Annotated in this window: 14 protein-coding genes; all 14 read right to left on the reverse strand. The window is 53.0% G+C overall.

Annotation, left to right across the window (positions count from 1 at the left end):
* Nucleotides 1-2 precede the first annotated feature (2 nt).
* Nucleotides 3-926 carry an ABC transporter permease gene (locus tag MHH28_RS13385; RefSeq protein ID WP_405115647.1) on the reverse strand — a complete coding sequence of 308 codons (924 nt, stop codon included), beginning with the start codon at nt 924-926 and terminating at the stop codon, nt 3-5.
* Nucleotides 927-997: 71 nt separating this feature from the next.
* Nucleotides 998-2,539, reverse strand: coding sequence for an ABC transporter substrate-binding protein (locus MHH28_RS13390; RefSeq protein ID WP_405115649.1), 1,542 nt, complete (start codon nt 2,537-2,539; stop codon nt 998-1,000).
* Between the two features lie 229 nt (nt 2,540-2,768).
* Entirely contained in the window at nt 2,769-4,364 is a 1,596-nt protein-coding gene (locus MHH28_RS13395) for a helix-turn-helix domain-containing protein (RefSeq protein WP_405115651.1), read from the reverse strand.
* The gene (locus tag MHH28_RS13400) at nt 4,345-6,078 is read right to left on the reverse strand and encodes a sensor histidine kinase (protein WP_405115653.1); all 1,734 of its coding nucleotides are present in this window, start codon (nt 6,076-6,078) and stop codon (nt 4,345-4,347) included. The genes MHH28_RS13395 and MHH28_RS13400 overlap by 20 nt, the downstream gene beginning before the upstream one ends.
* Nucleotides 6,079-6,406: 328 nt before the next feature.
* The gene (locus tag MHH28_RS13405; protein WP_405115655.1) at nt 6,407-7,207 is read right to left on the reverse strand and encodes an alpha/beta hydrolase; all 801 of its coding nucleotides are present in this window, start codon (nt 7,205-7,207) and stop codon (nt 6,407-6,409) included.
* Nucleotides 7,208-7,233: 26 nt separating this feature from the next.
* Nucleotides 7,234-8,700, reverse strand: coding sequence for a sucrose phosphorylase (gene gtfA, locus MHH28_RS13410; protein WP_405115657.1), 1,467 nt, complete (start codon nt 8,698-8,700; stop codon nt 7,234-7,236).
* A gap of 11 nt (nt 8,701-8,711) precedes the next feature.
* The gene (locus MHH28_RS13415; protein WP_405115659.1) at nt 8,712-9,668 is read right to left on the reverse strand and encodes a carbohydrate kinase family protein; all 957 of its coding nucleotides are present in this window, start codon (nt 9,666-9,668) and stop codon (nt 8,712-8,714) included.
* Between the two features lie 97 nt (nt 9,669-9,765).
* The gene (locus MHH28_RS13420; RefSeq protein ID WP_405115661.1) at nt 9,766-10,698 is read right to left on the reverse strand and encodes an alpha/beta hydrolase; all 933 of its coding nucleotides are present in this window, start codon (nt 10,696-10,698) and stop codon (nt 9,766-9,768) included.
* Between the two features lie 46 nt (nt 10,699-10,744).
* Nucleotides 10,745-11,719, reverse strand: a complete 975-nt coding sequence (locus tag MHH28_RS13425) for a LacI family DNA-binding transcriptional regulator (protein ID WP_405115663.1) — start codon at nt 11,717-11,719, stop codon at nt 10,745-10,747.
* 409 nt (nt 11,720-12,128) lie between these two features.
* Complete coding sequence (locus MHH28_RS13430) at nt 12,129-13,118, reverse strand: LacI family DNA-binding transcriptional regulator (protein WP_405115665.1); 990 nt, start codon at nt 13,116-13,118, stop codon at nt 12,129-12,131.
* Nucleotides 13,119-13,191: 73 nt separating this feature from the next.
* Complete coding sequence (locus tag MHH28_RS13435) at nt 13,192-14,019, reverse strand: carbohydrate ABC transporter permease (RefSeq protein WP_405115667.1); 828 nt, start codon at nt 14,017-14,019, stop codon at nt 13,192-13,194.
* Complete coding sequence (locus tag MHH28_RS13440) at nt 14,019-14,900, reverse strand: carbohydrate ABC transporter permease (protein ID WP_405115669.1); 882 nt, start codon at nt 14,898-14,900, stop codon at nt 14,019-14,021. Before MHH28_RS13440 ends, MHH28_RS13435 begins: the two co-directional genes overlap by 1 nt.
* Before the next feature lie 189 nt (nt 14,901-15,089).
* Complete coding sequence (locus MHH28_RS13445) at nt 15,090-16,454, reverse strand: ABC transporter substrate-binding protein (protein WP_405115671.1); 1,365 nt, start codon at nt 16,452-16,454, stop codon at nt 15,090-15,092.
* 330 nt (nt 16,455-16,784) lie between these two features.
* A complete protein-coding gene (locus MHH28_RS13450; RefSeq protein WP_405115673.1) occupies nt 16,785-17,360 on the reverse strand; it encodes a hypothetical protein in 576 nt (191 codons plus the stop codon).
* Between the last annotated feature and the right edge of the window lie 45 nt (nt 17,361-17,405).

Here is a 17,405-nt window from a genome sequence, read left to right on the forward strand (position 1 = left end):
TCCTAGAACAATGCGTTTTCTGGATTGACCTTCTTGACGATGGCATTGACCGTAAGCACAAGGGCAAAGCCGACCAGCGACTGATACAGACCGGCGGCGGCCGACATGCCGATATCATTCAGCTGCATCAACGCGCGGTAGACATACGTGTCAATCGTCTGGGTAGTGCTGTAGAGCGCACCGGAGTTCATGGGCACCTGATAGAACAGACCGAAGTCGGAGTTGAAAATCCGGCCCATCGACATCAGCACCAGCACTATAATGGTCGGCTTCAGCAGCGGCAGTGTAATCATGCGGATCTGCTTCAGCTTCCCGGCACCGTCGATTTTGGCCGACTCATAGATGCTCTTGTCAATTCCGGCAATCGAGGCAAAATAAACGATCGAGCCATACCCTGCCGTCTTCCAGAGCTGAATCAGGACCAGCAGGTACGGCCAGTATTTCGCCTCCGAATACCAGTTGATCTCCGGGATGCCTAGCGGCCGCAGAATGGAATGATTCACGAACCCGCTGTCGGCATTCAGAAAGGCGAAGACGAGCAGCGAAAGCACGATCATCGAGATCAGATTCGGCAGAATCAGCCCGGTCATGAACAGCTTCGAGTACAACTTATTCAGCAGCTCCGACATCAGAATGGCAATGATAATGGAGACTACGGTTCCAAGCGCGATAAAGGCCAGATTGTACAGCAGCGTGTTACGGGTCATAATCCAGGCGTCACTGGTCTGGAAGAGAAAGGTGAAGTTCTTGAAGCCGATCCAGTCGCTGCCGAAGATGCCCTTCGCATAATTGACATCCTTGAAGGCGATGAACACCCCGAACATGGGGAAATAGCTGTTAATCAGAAAATATAGCAGGCCTGGGCCCGCGAGAATCAATAAGGGAAGTGTTTTTTTGAGTGGCTTGGATTTCGGTTGGGCAGTCATGCCGGATTCACCTCCATGGCCGGGGGCAGAGCCTCTGTTACCGCTCCACCCTCAGCACATTCATAGATTGGTTATTGCTGCTGCGTGGCAAGCCATTCATCCAGCTGCTTCTGCTTGCTGTCAATTATCGCTTGAGCCCCTGCATCCTTCAGCGCACTGATGAATTTCGGGAGGATGGTCTCCAGGTCCACCGATCCGCTGACCAGCGCCGGCAGGAACTGGCTGACCACATTGTTCACGGCGCTAATCTGCGTCTTCACTTGACCCTGGTCGAAAATGAAGCCGAAATACGGCGATCTGGCGGTATCCTTATTCTCCTTCAGCTTCAGCTCGACATCTGACCAGTCAATTCCCTCCAGCTGATACTGTAGCGATTCGGACCCTACGATCCCTGAGCTAAGCATGGCAGTATAAGGCACCGTATTGGCGTCCATGCCTTCCGGGAATTTCACATGATGCTCATCTACCTTGAGGTAATCCTCCCCTTCGATTCCGAAGAGAATGGTGTTGATCAGTTCTTTGTCGGTGTAGAGCAGGTTCAGGAACTTCACGGCGGCCTCCGTCTCTTTCGAGGTGCTGGAGACCATCCAGGTTACGGAGTTCACGGCGCTTGTATCGAAGTAAAATGGGGCGATGCGCTTCGTCTCAATATTTTTGCCGACCTGAGCACTTAGCTGCTTGCCAACCTCCATGCCGCTGTAGCCGCCCAGGAAAGAGAAGCCGCGCCCGGAGGACACCATCTCCATGGCTGTAATCGTCGTAGTTGCGGTATCCTTCTGCAGATATCCGGCCTCGAACCAGTCTCTCATCATCTGAATCCCGTTCTTAAAGACATCCGATTCGTAGAAGTTAACAACCTTGCCGTTGTCACCGATCACGACACCGACTCCGGTCGTATCGGTCAGGTAATCCACCTTGCTCGCACCCTTCATCCAGTTCACAAGTCCTGTATCTGTCGGATTCACGTTGATCGGGCCAAAGGGAACCACATCCGGCAGCTTCTGCTTCACCGCGCCGAACACTGCTGGCAGATCCTCTACCGATTGGATGGATTCTGCTGCTACGCCCGCCTCTGCGAGCATATCCGCGTTGTAGATAATATTGGTCGGCAGCGCCATCCCTTTATTCACCGGAATGCCGTAGATATGCCCGTCCATCGTGGTGGTCTTGAGAATATCCGGCCCGAAATCCTTATCCAGAATGGCTGTCAGCTCTTTACCGTGTTCAGGAAGCAACTCTTCGAGCGGGGCCACCTGGCTCTTGGATACATAGTTGGAGAATTGTCCGAGGGTGGTGAAGACATCCATCTTCTCCCCGCTCTGGAGCGCGAGATTGACCTTCTGGGCGTAATCTGCCGGACCGAAGAGTCGGAAGTCCACCTTCACCCCGATCTTCGCGGTTGTAATGGCATTGATGGCCTCGGTTACCTTGCTGAGATCATCGGGAATCCGGTTGAAGGAGGGCAGCGCGAATACAATCTCAGCCACCTTGGCCTTAGCTTCCGTATCCCCGGAATTCTTGGACGATGTATTGGAATTGCCGCCGCAGGCGGAGAGCAGCGAACCGCAGATTACCATGGACAACAGCAGTGAACCTAACCCCTTTTTCTTCATTATCATCATGCCTCCTGTTCTGTATTTACACTCTCATTGTACTGGCCCTGGAGGGGGGCGGGCTTTCAATAATACGGACTGTTTTTATAAAAAACCGCACATGGCGGGCGGCGGGACAGTTGGCTATGCATAGCTAAGTTATACCCTTGGCACGATTCCTGCCAACGAAGCAAGAAGCTCCGCCTCCGGTAGGAGAAGCGGAGCTTCGTAATGGTCATCCTTGTCATGACTATAAGGCAGATTTGTGCTTGGAGCGGTAGGCTGCCGGGGTTTCACCTGTCCATTTTTTGAATACGGTGGAGAAATAGGAGAGGGTATCGAAGCCGGTATCCATGGCAATCTCCCCGATGCTTGCCGGGCTCTCAATCAGCATTTGCTTCGCCGCTCTGATGCGGCAGTCGTTCAGATACTCCTTGACCGTCTGCCCGGTCTCATTCTTGAAGACCTTCGCCAGATAATCGGCAGTCAGGTATACACTTGCAGCGACATCCTCCCGGCTGAGATCCTGGGTATAGTGCTCCTGAATGAACCGCTTGGCTCGCTCGACCACCCCTTCGGACTGCAGCACCTCTTTGATAGAATCCACCGTTTTGTCCGTCAGCGCTTGTGCCCACTTCATGAAATCAAACACGCTGCTGTCGGATTTCTGGAGCAAGCCCTGGGTCACCTCATCGGCGAAGAGCCGGTGCGCCTGGATATGCTGCCGGGAGAGCAACGAGTATACGATTTGTAGGAAGTCCTCCCGGATCGAATGCAGCGTCGTTGAATCCAGCTTATTCAATCTGGTCAGCAGCTCCAGCTCCTTCTTCAGCCGGTTCACAATCTGAGCCTTCTCCTTCTGGACGAACAGCAGGGTGAACAGCTCCGTATCCAGAGTGTAGCGCTCGGATAGATCCACATGGAAGGGCTCATTCGGCAGGTGCACCCTTCCCCTGAAAATAATATTAGACTCATCCGCCTGCTCCAGCTCCGCCTTAAGCTGCGAGAGGCCGGAGATGGCAGTTGGCTCACTGAAGTAACAGGTAGCCGTGCATTTCAGATATTGCCTGCTTAGCCGGATGATCTCTCCGGCATTCGCCACAAGCCCCTTCATATCCGCCGTACTCTCGGCAATGATCGCATTGTAGAATACCTTATCAATCTGATAGGCAATCATCCGGCCGCTGCCCGCCTGGCTGCTGAGAATTTCACAAGTCAGATTGGAGAGCGCGTAATGGAAAATACTCTCGTCCCATTCCCGTTCAATCTGGGAGCGGGGAACACTTACCAGCAGCAGCCTGTATTCTGCCTGTACTGGGATGGCCAGCCCGCGCTTCTGCACTTCACTCTGAATAAGCTGGATTCGGGGAGATATCGTCGCTGTCAGGACATCACTCCAGAAGCTGCGTTCCATCAGATCCTGATTCTTGAGCCATGCCTGACCCAGTTTGCTGTATTCGCCCATCATGATCTTGTTCTTCAGCCTATCCATCGACTTGCGTAGCGCCGCCTCCAGCTCCTGCTTGTCCAGCGGCTTGACCAGATAAGAGTCGGCATCATACGAGATCGCCTTGGAAGCGAAGCTGAAGCTCTCATGACAGGTCAGGAAGATGAACCCGCCTTCATATTGGCGGTCTCTCGCCCACTGGATCATCTCAATCCCTGAGCCGCGCGGCATTTCGATATCACAGATGATCAGATCCGGCTCGCCGCGCTCGAATAACTGCTTCGCATCCTGTATATTATGGGCGGCCTGCACTTCCGTAATCCCGAATTCCTCCCAATTGACAATCCTGCGCAGGGCTTCCACGGTTGGGATATCATCATCAATCAGCATACAACGCATATTTATCCCCCTCTGATATGGGCTGGTCCATCCGGTTCACAGGTATCCACAGCTCTACTCTTGCGCCTGTAGACTCCACATTGGACAGCTGAAGCAGATCCTCGCGTTTGTAGAGCAGCTTGAGGGTTTTGCGGATATTGGCGATACCCACTCTGCCCCCGTCCTCCCCCGCCGCTTCGTGCTCCGGTCGGTCCAACCATTCGGAAGCGAAGCCTGCCCCGTTATCCTCAATTACAATACTGACAAACGGACTCCCGTCCCGGTTCTCCATCCGCACTCTGATGAAGATGGACAGCAGCTCCTGAACGAACATGGCATGCTTGAACGTATTCTCCACAAAGGTCTGAATCATGAACTGCGGAATCGGCACCTGCCGCGCTTCCTCCTGCATCTCGATCATGAAAAAAATCTGCTCAGGATAACGGATCTCCTGCATCCGGATATAATTCTCAGTATGCCGGATCTCCTCCTCCATCGTCACTTCCATCAACCCCCCTCGGAACATATACCGGAGATGCTCGGAGAGGCAGTAGATCAGCCGGCGGATCTCCTCATTTTTATGCTGATAGGTTAGGCTGGTAATCGTTGAGATCGCATTCAGGAAAAAATGAGGCCTGATCTGCATCTGCAGATACTTGATCTCGGCGCGGCTGATTTCGATCTGCTCTTCATAGGACTGGATCTTCAGATCCTTGATTTCACTGACCATGGACTCCAGTGCATGGAACAGCTTCAGGAATTCCAAGGAGTAGGGGGTATTCTGCGGAATCTGGTATTCCAGCTGCCCCTGTTCAACCGCTTTCGCCGCCTTCACCAGCTCCAGAATCGGTCTGAGCACATCCCTCGTCAGGAATCTCAGCACCAGCGGCACCACGATGACCGAGAGAACCGCCAGCAGGGCTATCCCCCACTGAATCAGCTTCAGGCCTGAGAACAGACTGCCCTTGGCAACCATTTGAGTCATCTGCCCGAACTCGCCGATCGGTTCAGATACAATCAGGGAATCCCGCTTATACTGCCTGCTTAAGCTCTCAAGCGTCGACTCGCCCTCCTGCAGAGAGATGTTACTCGCTGCCAGTATATTGCCCTGCGAATCACTTAGCACATACCGGTTCTGATCATTGCCTCCCCTGTCGACCATGGCCAGCAGCGTGTCCGCTTTCACCAGCGTTCCGAAGCTGACCCCTGAATAAGTAATATATTTGAACAAGTAGGACTCTCCGCGGATCTGGAAGACCTTCCATTCCCCGCTTGGTGCTGCCGGAGCCGTACTGAATGTATGCATATTGATAAAATCCACCAGAGCCAGCTTATCCTCCGATGGAATCCGGCGATTGAACTGCTCCAGCACCAGCTCATCTGAGAGCCTGATGAACATGCCGTCGCTCGAATTATCGCCTGCTATTTTGGCCTGTAGGCTATTCTTGAGCTGCTGGACCTTGAAATACCGGCTGTTCTCATCCATCCCCGCCAAATTCACAGCGGCATCCACGTTATGGTCGAACACCTCAATCAGGTCCTTGGAGAAATTGTTGAAGTTGTTATGAATGTTTGCCTGATAGAGGGCCAGCGTATTACGCGAGCCGGTCAGTGCATTGCTCCGCACCACCTCCAGGGAGTAGATGTTACTCAGCACAAGGATGGACAGCAGGATCGCAAGAATCACGGTCATCTGCAACGCAAACTTGAACACGATACTGTTGGTTCGGATCATCCCCGCCTCTTCCTTTCCCCGGAATTCAGCACGCCCCTGAGCCGATACCTTCTCGGTAGGACCCAAGGGCGTATAAGTATGCAATTTGCAGTTATATAAGCTAAAAAAATCAACTTAAAGCTCTGTCGTCACTACGGTGAATGTTTGGCCCTCCGGCCGCTGTTGTGTACAGATTTCTTAATTACACCGCTTTTCGCGGTAGAAATCCGGTGACAGCTGATGCTTCCGAAGCGAGCTTTCCTACGGAAAGCTTTCAGGCGGTCGCTACCGCTCCTACAGTTCCAAAATCCCCCTTCGATCCTTCTCGCTTTTTGTTGTTTTCTTGTATTCAGCTCACTGGAGCAGCCGCCCAGTCCAGCGCAGCTTCGATATGCTTATCCCAGTACACCCAGTTATGGTCGCCAGGGCCTTCTTCATAGTAATGGGCGGCCTGTTCAGCTTCCAGGAACTGATGGAATCGGCGGTTCACATCCAGCAGCATATCCTCGGTTCCGCACGCCATGTACAGCTCCGGCAGGGCAAGTCCCTGCACCTTCACATCACGCACCAGCTGCTCGGGGTCCTTGTCGCTGCGGAGCAGCCGGCTCAGATCACCGAAGACACTGGTATAGTAGGAATAACTGGCAATTCCGTCTTTATAGTCTGGGGCAATATTAGCAACTCTATACGGAATTAAGGCCGAGGATAAGGCGATGATCCGGCCGAAGCGCTCCGCGTATTTCAGGCCATTGCGGATCGCGCCGTATCCGCCCATCGATAAGCCGCCAATCCAGGTATCCTCTCTGGCCACTGATAGCGGGAACAGCTTGCGGGTGAAGTCTACCAGCTCCCTGCCGATATACTCACCGTAATATTCTTCCCTAAGCTCATCATTGACATAGAAGCGGTTCTCCCCGGCCGGCATGAATACTGCCACCTGCTGCCTGTCCGCCAGCTCCCTGATCCTGGAGAAGTTCAGCCAGTCGTTCTGGCTGCCCGAGAAGCCGTGCAGCAGATAGAGCGATCTCAAGGGCTGGCCCGACCAGGCCGGCAATCCCCAGCCCTCCGGCACATCCACCGGCAATATGGCCTGGATCGTGACCTCCCGCTTCAGACTTGCCGAGAACAGGCTGATTTGCATTGTAGCCATCATCATTCCCCCTTAACGAATTAGAATCAGACCCAGTATACCGCTTCTTGTCCCTGCTGATCTATATATTCGATAACAGTCTTATAATCCCGCAGGTTAATATGCAGCCGGCAATATTCGCTTCCCTGCTCCCACAGCAGCCGGATCTCATCTGACGCCGCCTCCAGTACCCGGAACTCTCCCCCGAAGGCACTGTACGTATTGCGGAAGCGGATCAGCTTCATCAGCCGCTGCACAACCTCGCGCTGTGATTCGGCTTCAATCTCCTCCAGCGTATAATTATGGCGGTTGATCTCCCGCCCTTCGCCTGTCAGGGCTACCTGCTCCAGATCATTACGGCCAGCCAGCAGGCCTACATAATAGACCTGCGGAATACCCGGCGCGAAGAATTGAATCGCTCTGGCTGCCAGATACGCATCGTCATCCTCATTCAGTGAACTGTAGTACGTGCAGCGGATCTGATGGACATCGAAGCCGTCCGGGGCCTTATGCTCCTCCGACAGAATCAGGCTCAGGTTCGCTCCGCGCTCCACGCAGAGATCCACCAGCTCCCGCGCCTCCTTGGTATCAATCAGATCATCCAGATCCGGCTTCACCGGAACTCCGTCATGACAATCCAGCATGGTGAACTGCTGATGCGGGCGGGTCCGCAGATAGTCGTACAGCGCCGTATTGGATCTTCCGGTAAGCGCCTCAAGCACACGGTACGGCAGAATGAAATCATAGATCCAGCAGCCGTATTCTGACAGCTTGGTCTGGATACTGTGATGCGCATGCACCTCCGGCAGCAGCTCTATGTCCAGCGAATCCGCCATCTCCTTGATCCAATCCAGGAATTCATAAATCTCCGGCTCCACATAGAAACAACTGGTGCCCAGCTTCTTGATCACATACCCGACCGCATCCAGCCGGACGATCTTGACATTCTGCTCTTTGAAGTTCAGGAAGAACTGCCGCAGCAGGTCGCGGGTGAGCGGAGAGTGGACATCCAGATCAATCTGCTCGGAAGGATCGGTTTTGCCAAATGTCGTCCAGACCTTCTCTTCCTCCCCCCGCGAGGTCGTGAAGGTGGAATACGGCAGCGGCCGCCGCAGGAACATCTTCCCGATATCCGCAGGCACAGGCTCACCATTCTCCCAGATCTTGTCCAGCGTGAGGAACAGATCCGCATATTCAGAAGCCCGGCCATGCTCCAGGAAGTCCTGGAAATACGGTGATTGCCGGGAGATATGGTTGACCATCAGATCCACCAGCACATCGAATTCTTCCCCGATGCTGCGGATGTCCTCCCAGCTGCCGAATTCCGGCTCGATCTCCAGATAAGTCAACGGCGCAAAGCCGCGGTCCCCCGAAGAAGGAAAGGGCGGAAGGATGTGAATCCCCCCGGCAAACAGCCCGGCGAAGGGACCGCGCAGCACCTGATGAAGCTGCTTCAGGTCTCCGCCCAGCGAATCGGGATAGGTAATTAACTGCACTTGATTCTTCAGTGTCATTTCAGAGCCTCCTACAGGTTGAATTCTTGCTTAATGGTCTCCAGCGCAGGCAGATCCACTACCGCACCCGTGAATTTCAGTTTGTACGCGCTGACGGCAAACCCAAGCTCCAGCGCCTCTTCGAGCGTATACCCTTTAATAACAGCCGTATAGAAGCCGGACCAGAAAGCATCTCCTGCTCCAGTCGTATCTTCAATCTGCGTAGCCTTGGTGGCAAAAGACATCGTCTCGCTTCCGTTGGAGACTAGTGCCCCATCCTTGCCCAGCGTCAGAATGACCAGCTTCGCACCAAGCGCAAGGAATCTTGAGAGCTGCTCCTCCGGCGTGCCGGGCCCGAACAGACGCTCGGCGTCATCCCCGGAAGGCTTGATGATATCCACCTGCGGGATGATGCTTTTGACATAGGCCACCCCGTCCTCCCCCTTCTGCCAGATCGAGGGATGATAGTTCGGATCGAAGCCGATCAGCAGCTTATGCTTCCTGGCCGTCCGGATCACCCGCTCCACCGTCTCACGGGAGGGTGTTCTTGAGATCGGCCAGCAGGAGAAGTGGACAATTCTGGAATGAAGCAAAGCTTGCTCCAGTGCCTCAGTGTACTCCAGCCGGTAATCCGCCGCGCGGTAAAAGATCGGAACCGGCGTAGCCTGGCTCTTCGTAATCACTACCATGCTGGTAGAATCATCCACCTGCTGGATTCCGCTTGTCGCCATTCCGGAGCTGCGCAGCCGGTTCATCAGAAAGTTGCCCAGGCTATCCCTTCCTACCGCCGAAGCCACATGCGACCGGATGCCCAGCTTCCCCGCATTAATGGCAATATTCGAAGGCGATCCGCCAAAATATCTGGTATACCCGTCGCATACCGTGTCCTCGCCGTACTCATTGGAGATCATATCCACGAGCAGTTCGCCCACTGTTAACAGATCATTCTCCTGATCTTCAAATCGTATTGTCTCCCCGAGTCTAAACACCCGTATTCCCCCTTGGCCCTCCAATATCCTTGCGTCCTGTCCATTCTATGGTTTCTGTGTACGCAATACTTTCAAAAACCCGTCCTCTTTTTACAATTTAAGAGTTCAAAGCTTTTGCCAGCGCATGGATATAGCCTTCTCTGGCTCTGCGGCTGACCTCGGCTGCAGGTACGACATGCTCGAAGCCATGATAGCCTCCCGGATAGAGGTGAAACTCCACTTCTACACCGGCCTGGGCCAGCCGGGCCACATAGTCTATCGTCTCATCACGGAACGGGTCGAGCTGTCCAACGCAGATATAGGCGGGCGGAAGTCCCGCCAGTTGATCCGCACGGCCGGGTGCCGCATAAGGGGAGGTGTCTGCACCTCCGGCAGGTCCGCCCAGGTACATCTCCCATGCCACCAGATTGTTGGCCCGGTTCCACACCGCAGGGTGAGTTACCTCATAACTGGAAGGTGTAATGTTGCGGTCGTCCAGCATCGGATACAGCGGAAGCTGGAAGCAGAGGGCAGGACCTCCCTTATCTCTAGCCATCAGGGCCAAGGCAGCCGCCAGACCGCCGCCCGCACTCGCGCCGCCTACGGCAATCCGGGAACCGTCAATCTGGAGATCATTCCCCGGACCTGCGAGCCACACCAATGCCGCGAAGCTGTCTTCCACCGCTGCCGGGTAGGGATGCTCCGGGGCAAGGCGGTAATCAGGCGACACGACAACACAGTTGGCCGCGAGGACGAAGCTCTCGCATAACGCATCATCGCCGCTCGGCTGGCCCAGAATATAGCCGCCCCCATGGGTCCAGAGCAGGGCTGGCAGCTTATGCTTACTCCGCTTCGCCGGTTCATAGATTCTGATCCGCACCGGCCCGGAACCGGCAATCAGGACCCGCTCCGTAATGCGGACGCAGTCTGACGGTTCAGTAGGCAACGGGACCATATTCCGGGCTGCGGCCAGATCCCCGGGCAGATGCAGCGGCGGCAAGCCTGCAATCCCTTCCCGTAATTCAGGGGCTACGCGGTGAATGAAATTCATCTATATTTCCTCCATATCGTTCGCATGTGAATGAATCCTGTATGCTTCAAGTGGTTCCCTTCTCCGCTAACCGGACGGGAAGAATCGTCTCCAGCGGGACCGGCTCACCGGCAATCTGCTGCAGCAGATATTGAACGGCCAGCTCACCCATTTTCTTGATCGGCTGTACGATGGTAGTCAGCTCCTCCGCATCTAAGGCGGCAATTCCGTCATATCCTATGACCTTGACTTGACCGGGCACCTCTCTGCCCAGCCTTCTGCACTGCTTGAGCACCTGCAATGCCAGCATATCGCTGCTCGCAAATACGCCATCCAGCTCAGGACGCTCCTGAAAAAGACTACTGACCAGCTTTTCGTAATCCTTATACTTGAATCCGTTGAGATCGGTTTGCCGTACGGTATACGCAACATCTTGCCCTTTGACCTGCTCCAGGAAGGCGTCATGCCTTTGCTTGGCCAGCAGGCTGAGGCGCAGATTCCCGCTGAGATAGGCGATGCTCCGGCATTTTTTGCGCAGCAGCAGCCGGGTAGCCAGCACACCCCCCTGATAGTTATCCGAGGCAATGAACGGGATCGACTTAGAGATCTGCCGGTCAAGCGACACCAGCGGCAGGTTAATCGACTTGTAATCGTTCACGCTCATCGTGTGGCTGCCCATAATAATGCCGTCGACCCGGCTGGCTCTCAGCAGATCAATGTACTCTTTTTCTTTTTTCTTGTGATGCAGGGAATTGCACAGCATCAGCTTATAGCCTTGTTCATAGGCATAGGCCTCAATATGCTTGGTTACCTCCCCGAAGAACGGATGGGAGATATCCGGCAGGATCAGACCGATAATATTGGACTTCTTGCGCAGCAAGGAGCGTGCCACCTCACTCGGATGGTAATTCAGCTCCTCCATGGCCTCGTTCACCTTTTGCTTCAGACTCTCACTGAGGTACCCCCGGTTATTAAGCACACGGGAGACGGTAGTGACGGAGACGCCTGCCTTCTCGGCAACGTCCTTGATGGTTACAGCCATCCGTACCCTCCTGACCCGGGTCAGCCTGCTTCCTCTGTTCGGGAGAACAGGGCAAGACTCTATATTAACCGGTTAATATAATAGGACAGCTTCAGCTTTACAACTATACGAATAGCTTAATTGCAATCTGTACAACTAAATCGCCGGATATGCCGCCGAATCTCTGTTTAGCTGTATTTCGTGCAATTAAAATACCTCTACACCTGGATTTTCGCCCATTCCAGCAAATTTAGTTGTATGGAATACAGTTAGGAGAGGAATACCTTCCTTTTCACTGTTTTTAGTTGCACCGAATACACTTATCTCTGATTATTCGCTACGCATGATGAGGCCATCGGGTCAAAGGTATGCGAAAAACCTGACGCTCTACTAAGGAAGATCCTGGCAGCAAAGCTGCCAGCCCCTGGTATTAAGTCGTGCCGCGTTCCACCGCCGTTACCGGGAACGTGTTCACCATCGCCACCGCCAGGCCTTCGATCTGCTGGACCGCCAATTCCATAAGGGCTTCGCTCATCTCCTGGATCGGCTGCCGTATGGTGCTTAATCGCGGTGAGACCAGTGATGCGAGCTGCACATCATCGTAGCCCACAATGCGCATCGTTGAAGGAATATCCTTGTCCAGCAGGTTGCAGGCATGAATGACCTCGGCGGCGATCACATCACTGCTGGCGAACACCCCGTCGATCTCAGGATGCTCCTCGAAATATGCAGCAATGGCGGTGTCGCCCCCGGTGTAGCTGCCTTCTTCCACATCCAGCTGTAAGAACAGCGGCGCAAGCCCGGCAAGCTTCATCTCCTCTTCATACCCCTGCCTTCTCAGCCCGGCCAGCATGAAATGATGCTGCGGACCGTCAATCCCCCGGTAGATATAGACCGGATGATGACAGCCCTTGCCGGTTAATAACCGGGCAGCCAGTCTGCCGCCTTCCAGATTATCCGAGGTGACCACGGGGATATCCTCTGAGATTACACGGTCGAACGAGACGATGGGCAGGCCCAGGTGAAGATAATGCTGCACATCCAGCACGGCACTGCCCATGATGATCGCATCGACCTGATTTTTTTTGAGCATATCGATATACTCTACTTCCTTGGAGACGTTGCGGTTGGAATTACAGAGCAGCAGCTTGTAGCCCTTAAGGTCGGCATAATATTCGAGATAATTGGTCAGCTCGGCAAAAAAAGGATGGGAAATCGTCGGTATGATCAGCCCGATCATATTGGATTTTTTGCGGAACAGGGCCCGGGCCATTTCATTCGGCTGATAATTCATTTCCTTCATCACCCGGTAGACCTTCTCCTTGGTCTTGTCACTGATATACCCTCTATTGTTAAGGACTCTGGACACTGTATTGACAGAAAGTCCCGCTTGCTTGGCGACGTCTTTCAGATTCGGCATAGGAACCACCTTGTTTTTTAGTTCCAATTATAGATGAATTCTGCGTGCATTACAGCTACATCGTTCTCCCCGCTTATTTCAGTGCACCTTCCGTGATCCCCTTGATGATCTGCTTTTGCAGGAACAGGTAGATGATCAGCACGGGTATAATCGTCATAATCAGCCCGGCCATCAGCGGCGCATAGTCCACAGAATAGGAGGAGAAGAAGGTATACGTGGATAGCGGCAGGGTCTTCTGATCCGGCGACAGCAGCACCAGACTGGGCAGGAGATAGTCGTTCCAGATCCACAGCACATCGAGTACCAGCAGGGTTACGAACACCGGCCTGAGCAAGGGCAGCACAATGCTGAAAAAGTTCCGCAGCGTACCGCTCCCTTCGATAAATGCCGATTCTTCCAGCTCATAAGGAATTCCTTTGATAAAGCCGTGGAACGTGAATACGCCAAACGGCACCCCGAAGCCGAGATACATGAACAGCAGCGTCAGCTTGGTATTCAGCAGCCCCATATTCCCGTACAGCATCACCATTGGAATCATCAGCACCTGGAAGGGAAGGGCCATCGAGGCCAGCATCAGGAAGAAGAGTATGGAGTTCACCTTCCACTTGTAGCGTACGAACAGGTACCCGGTCATCGCCGAGAAAATAATAATGATACCTACGGATACTCCCGTAATGATCAAGGAGTTCATGAACCCCTGCATAAAGTCCATATTGTCAAAAGCACTTGCATAGTTCTTGAAGTTAATCGTTGTCGGCAGGGACAAGGGACTCTCGAAGAATTGCTGGGTGGTCTTGAACGAGTTCATGATGATCAGCAGGAATGGCGTTAAAAAGGCAAGCAGCAGCAGGTATAAGAACCCTGTCCGCAGTCCCGGGAGGATGCGCCGGTCAGCATTCATTATGATTCCACCTCCAGCTTCTTCAGCAGATAGGATTGCGTCAGGGCGATGATCGCCACGACTGCGAACAGGACGACTGCCTCTGCCTGGCCGACGCCATATTGATTGGACAGGAAGGCTTTTTGCACGATGTGGTAGGTGGCAAGCTCCGTTGAATTGAACGGTCCGCCCTTGGTTAAGGCCAGGTTGATATCATACGTAAGGAAGGAACGGGACAGGGAGATGAAAATGCAGATGACAATCGCCGGCACCGTCAGCGGCAGAATGATTCTGCGGATTACCGAAGTCCGCCCCGCCCCGTCGATGCTGGCGGCCTCCAGCACATCATTCGGAACACCTGTAAAGCCTGCAATATAAATGATCATCAGATACCCGACCAGCTGCCAGGCGGTTGCAATAATCAGCGCCCAGAATGCGGTCCCTGTATTCGTCAGCCACGAGGTCTGAAACAGCTCCCAGCCGTATTTATTCCCAAGGTAAGGCAGCACCTGTGAGAAAAGCGTCTGCCACAGGTATCCGAGTACGATTCCGCCAACCAGATTGGGCGTGAAGAAGCCGGTGCGCAGCCACTGCTCCCCCCTCCCGCCTCTTGTCAGGGCAAGCGCGATGAAGAAGGCGAACACATTGGCAATCACCACGGTGAAGAAAACATATTTCAGGGTGAACCACAGCTGTTGAAGGAAGACCTTATCCCTGAACACTTCCAGATAGTTGGCGAAGCCGATCAGACTGCTGTCGCCTGTCCGCACATCCCAGTTCGTAAAGGTCAAATATAAGCCGACAATGAACGGTATAATCACAACGGCGGCAAAAGCGAAGATCGAGGGACCTCCAAAGACCAAGAATGTCCCCGCATTCTTCAGTGATAGCTTTTTGTTCATAGTGCTGCCCCCTTTCCTCTTAACAGGCTGAACTGGAGAATATCCCAGTTCAGCCTGTTCTTGTATAGATAGAACTCGAAGCAATCCTGAAAGGGAAAAGTGACGGAGGGCCAAACATTCTCTGGAGTCACAGCAATCCCAATCAGAAAAATACAAGTTCAATCTATATAGCACAAACGAAGACATTCTCTATTTCCCCGCATACGATTTCCAGTAATCCTGAACCTCCTGCGCCAGCCCCTGGCGGTCGATATTGCCTACCAGATACTTCTGCATCGCAGCTCCGGTCTTGGCCCAGTAATCCTGCGGCAGGTAATTGATGACACCGATGTTGATAATCTTCCCTTGCTTCACGTATTCGCTGACGGCGTTAGACATAACGTTCGTGCTCTTCGCCTTAAGATCCTTGTACGGCATGGACAGCCCCATATCGGTAATAATGGCCTTTTGTCCGTCCTCACTGCTGACCATCCATTCGATGAACGCTTTGGCGGCTTCCTGCTGCTCCGGCGTAGACTTCGAATCATCGATGGCGAACAGCTTAGGCTCGCTGTAGGCGACTTGCGCGTTGCCGAAATCCTCCGGGTTATTGCTCACAGGCAGCGGCAGAATACCGAAGTCGGCATCGCGGCCTTCCAGTGTTCCGATAACCGCCCAGCTCCAGTCTCCCATGAAGTAGAAGGCGGCAGCTCCCTTGGCGAAATCCGCGCTGTCACGGTTATAATCGGCAACGAGCGGGTCGCTCTTACGTGCGTTGTATTTTTTCAACAGATCGAAGGTATCCATCAGTCCGGTGAACTGCGGATTCTCCGTCAGTTGAACCTGCCCGTTCTTCAGCTCCTCCACGAACTTCCGGTTGTCCTCCACCTTCTGCGACTGCAGGGAATAGGTCAATCCCAGATAGTGGGCGCCGAGCGACCAGTCTGCCCCGTGAAGCATGACCGGTGCTTTGCCAGCCGCTTCAATCTTCTTGAAGACCGCTTCCAGATCATCACGGGTCTTCACCGATGCTGGATCAAAGGCACCGCCGATACCCTCTTCTACTGCACGCTTGTTGTACAGCAGACCGTAGCCTTGGGCAGTCCAGGGAATACCCAGGAATTGTCCGTCCAGCAACGCGCCGTCGATAGCTCCCGGATTGGTCAGCGCTTCATACTTCGCCTTCTCCGGCTCTAAATCAAGAAAATCATCCTTATATTGAAGTATGGTGCCTGCATCCAGATTCACGATTGTCGCCGGATTGCCGGAGGCCAGCAGGGATTGGAACTTCTCAAGCTGCGCGCCGCCGATCGGCGTAGGAATCAGTTCAATCGTCACCTGCGGATTCTGCTCATGATACTTCTTGAACAGCTCCTCGAATACGGTATTGACTTCTGCAGAGGTATTGAAGAAGGTGAGCTTAACGTCTTTGGAGGCTTGCTGTGCCGCTCCCCCTCCATCTCCCTTGTCTTCCTTGACGGCACTGTTCGTTGAATTCCCCTTGGCACAACCGGCCAATACCCCCATGACCACCGTTAGAGAGATGACGAAGCTTGCAGCTCTTCTCAATTTCAACTGAATTCCCCCCATACAAATAATTGTTTTGAATGCGCATACATTTCGGATGCAACTTTATGATAACCGGTTAACATATTTATGTCAATCGGTTATCATATTTAAATTTGATCTATTGAAAAGGATCACAAATATGGAGTGGCTGTGGTTTTTAAAAGAATCAATCACCCTGCGGGGTGATTGATGTCAGGACCTCTCCGGTCCAGACAACCCGTATGGTCGTCACCCTCTTACCCACAATAGACAGATATCATAATATCCTGTATAACAAAAAAGGCTTCAGCTCGAATGAGCCGAAACCTTTGATATCAGGGGATAAAGCATAATTATTTAGGGAGAAGCTGTGCGGAGAAATTGTAATACCAAAGATATCTCCTCGGCGTTCGCTAGACTGTTGGTCAATCTATAATGAATACTCATGCTCCCTCCCTTATCATTACTCTCCCACGATTCTGTCACAAGCTTAACCTCCGGCTTGACAGGAAAAGTCTTGTCATCGACGGCATGGATAGAATCAACCACCTTCTCTTTTTCTTCCTCAGAAGGGCTATAGTGTCCCAGGAAGGCCTCCACAATTCTCTCGGCTTGTTGGTATCCAATCTCGGATCTCGGCAATCGTGTTACCAATTCATAACCTTCAATTAATTGATTATTGTCGAGTCGTATTCGTTGTCCGTACTTTTGATCCTCTGCCGTGAGTTCTTCATTTAGAGTAAGCGTGTTATTCTTATCCTCGTAATCTACCAAGTCCAGAGCGGCAATCCCTTCATCCTTTGTCATGGCAAACACAGTACGCTGCTCCTCCACATGGCGAAACAGAGAATCGTAGGGATTGTCTTTTTGACAAGCACTCATAAGAAGCATGAACAAACCTATGAAGACCACCCTTAGGTATTTTCTATTCATCTTTAGTCACCTTCTCCAACAAAAGCATGTTTTTATTTCAGTATA

The organism is Paenibacillus sp. FSL K6-1217, from assembly GCF_045040735.1.
Taxonomy (GTDB): Bacteria; Bacillota; Bacilli; order Paenibacillales; family Paenibacillaceae; genus Paenibacillus_AQ.

What these genes read in the sequence shown, in the direction of transcription:
- MHH28_RS13385 (WP_405115647.1), bottom strand. Translation starts at nt 926, where the DNA reads ATGACTGCCCAACCGAAATCCAAGCCACTCAAAAAAACACTTCCCTTA.
- MHH28_RS13440 (WP_405115669.1), bottom strand. Translation starts at nt 14,900, where the DNA reads ATGAACAAAAAGCTATCACTGAAGAATGCGGGGACATTCTTGGTCTTT.
- MHH28_RS13390 (WP_405115649.1), bottom strand. Translation starts at nt 2,539, where the DNA reads ATGAAGAAAAAGGGGTTAGGTTCACTGCTGTTGTCCATGGTAATCTGC.
- MHH28_RS13395 (WP_405115651.1), bottom strand. Translation starts at nt 4,364, where the DNA reads ATGCGTTGTATGCTGATTGATGATGATATCCCAACCGTGGAAGCCCTG.
- MHH28_RS13435 (WP_405115667.1), bottom strand. Translation starts at nt 14,019, where the DNA reads ATGAATGCTGACCGGCGCATCCTCCCGGGACTGCGGACAGGGTTCTTA.
- MHH28_RS13430 (WP_405115665.1), bottom strand. Translation starts at nt 13,118, where the DNA reads ATGCCGAATCTGAAAGACGTCGCCAAGCAAGCGGGACTTTCTGTCAAT.
- MHH28_RS13420 (WP_405115661.1), bottom strand. Translation starts at nt 10,698, where the DNA reads ATGAATTTCATTCACCGCGTAGCCCCTGAATTACGGGAAGGGATTGCA.
- MHH28_RS13405 (WP_405115655.1), bottom strand. Translation starts at nt 7,207, where the DNA reads ATGGCTACAATGCAAATCAGCCTGTTCTCGGCAAGTCTGAAGCGGGAG.
- MHH28_RS13425 (WP_405115663.1), bottom strand. Translation starts at nt 11,719, where the DNA reads ATGGCTGTAACCATCAAGGACGTTGCCGAGAAGGCAGGCGTCTCCGTC.
- gtfA (WP_405115657.1), bottom strand. Translation starts at nt 8,700, where the DNA reads ATGACACTGAAGAATCAAGTGCAGTTAATTACCTATCCCGATTCGCTG.
- MHH28_RS13450 (WP_405115673.1), bottom strand. Translation starts at nt 17,360, where the DNA reads ATGAATAGAAAATACCTAAGGGTGGTCTTCATAGGTTTGTTCATGCTT.
- MHH28_RS13400 (WP_405115653.1), bottom strand. Translation starts at nt 6,078, where the DNA reads ATGATCCGAACCAACAGTATCGTGTTCAAGTTTGCGTTGCAGATGACC.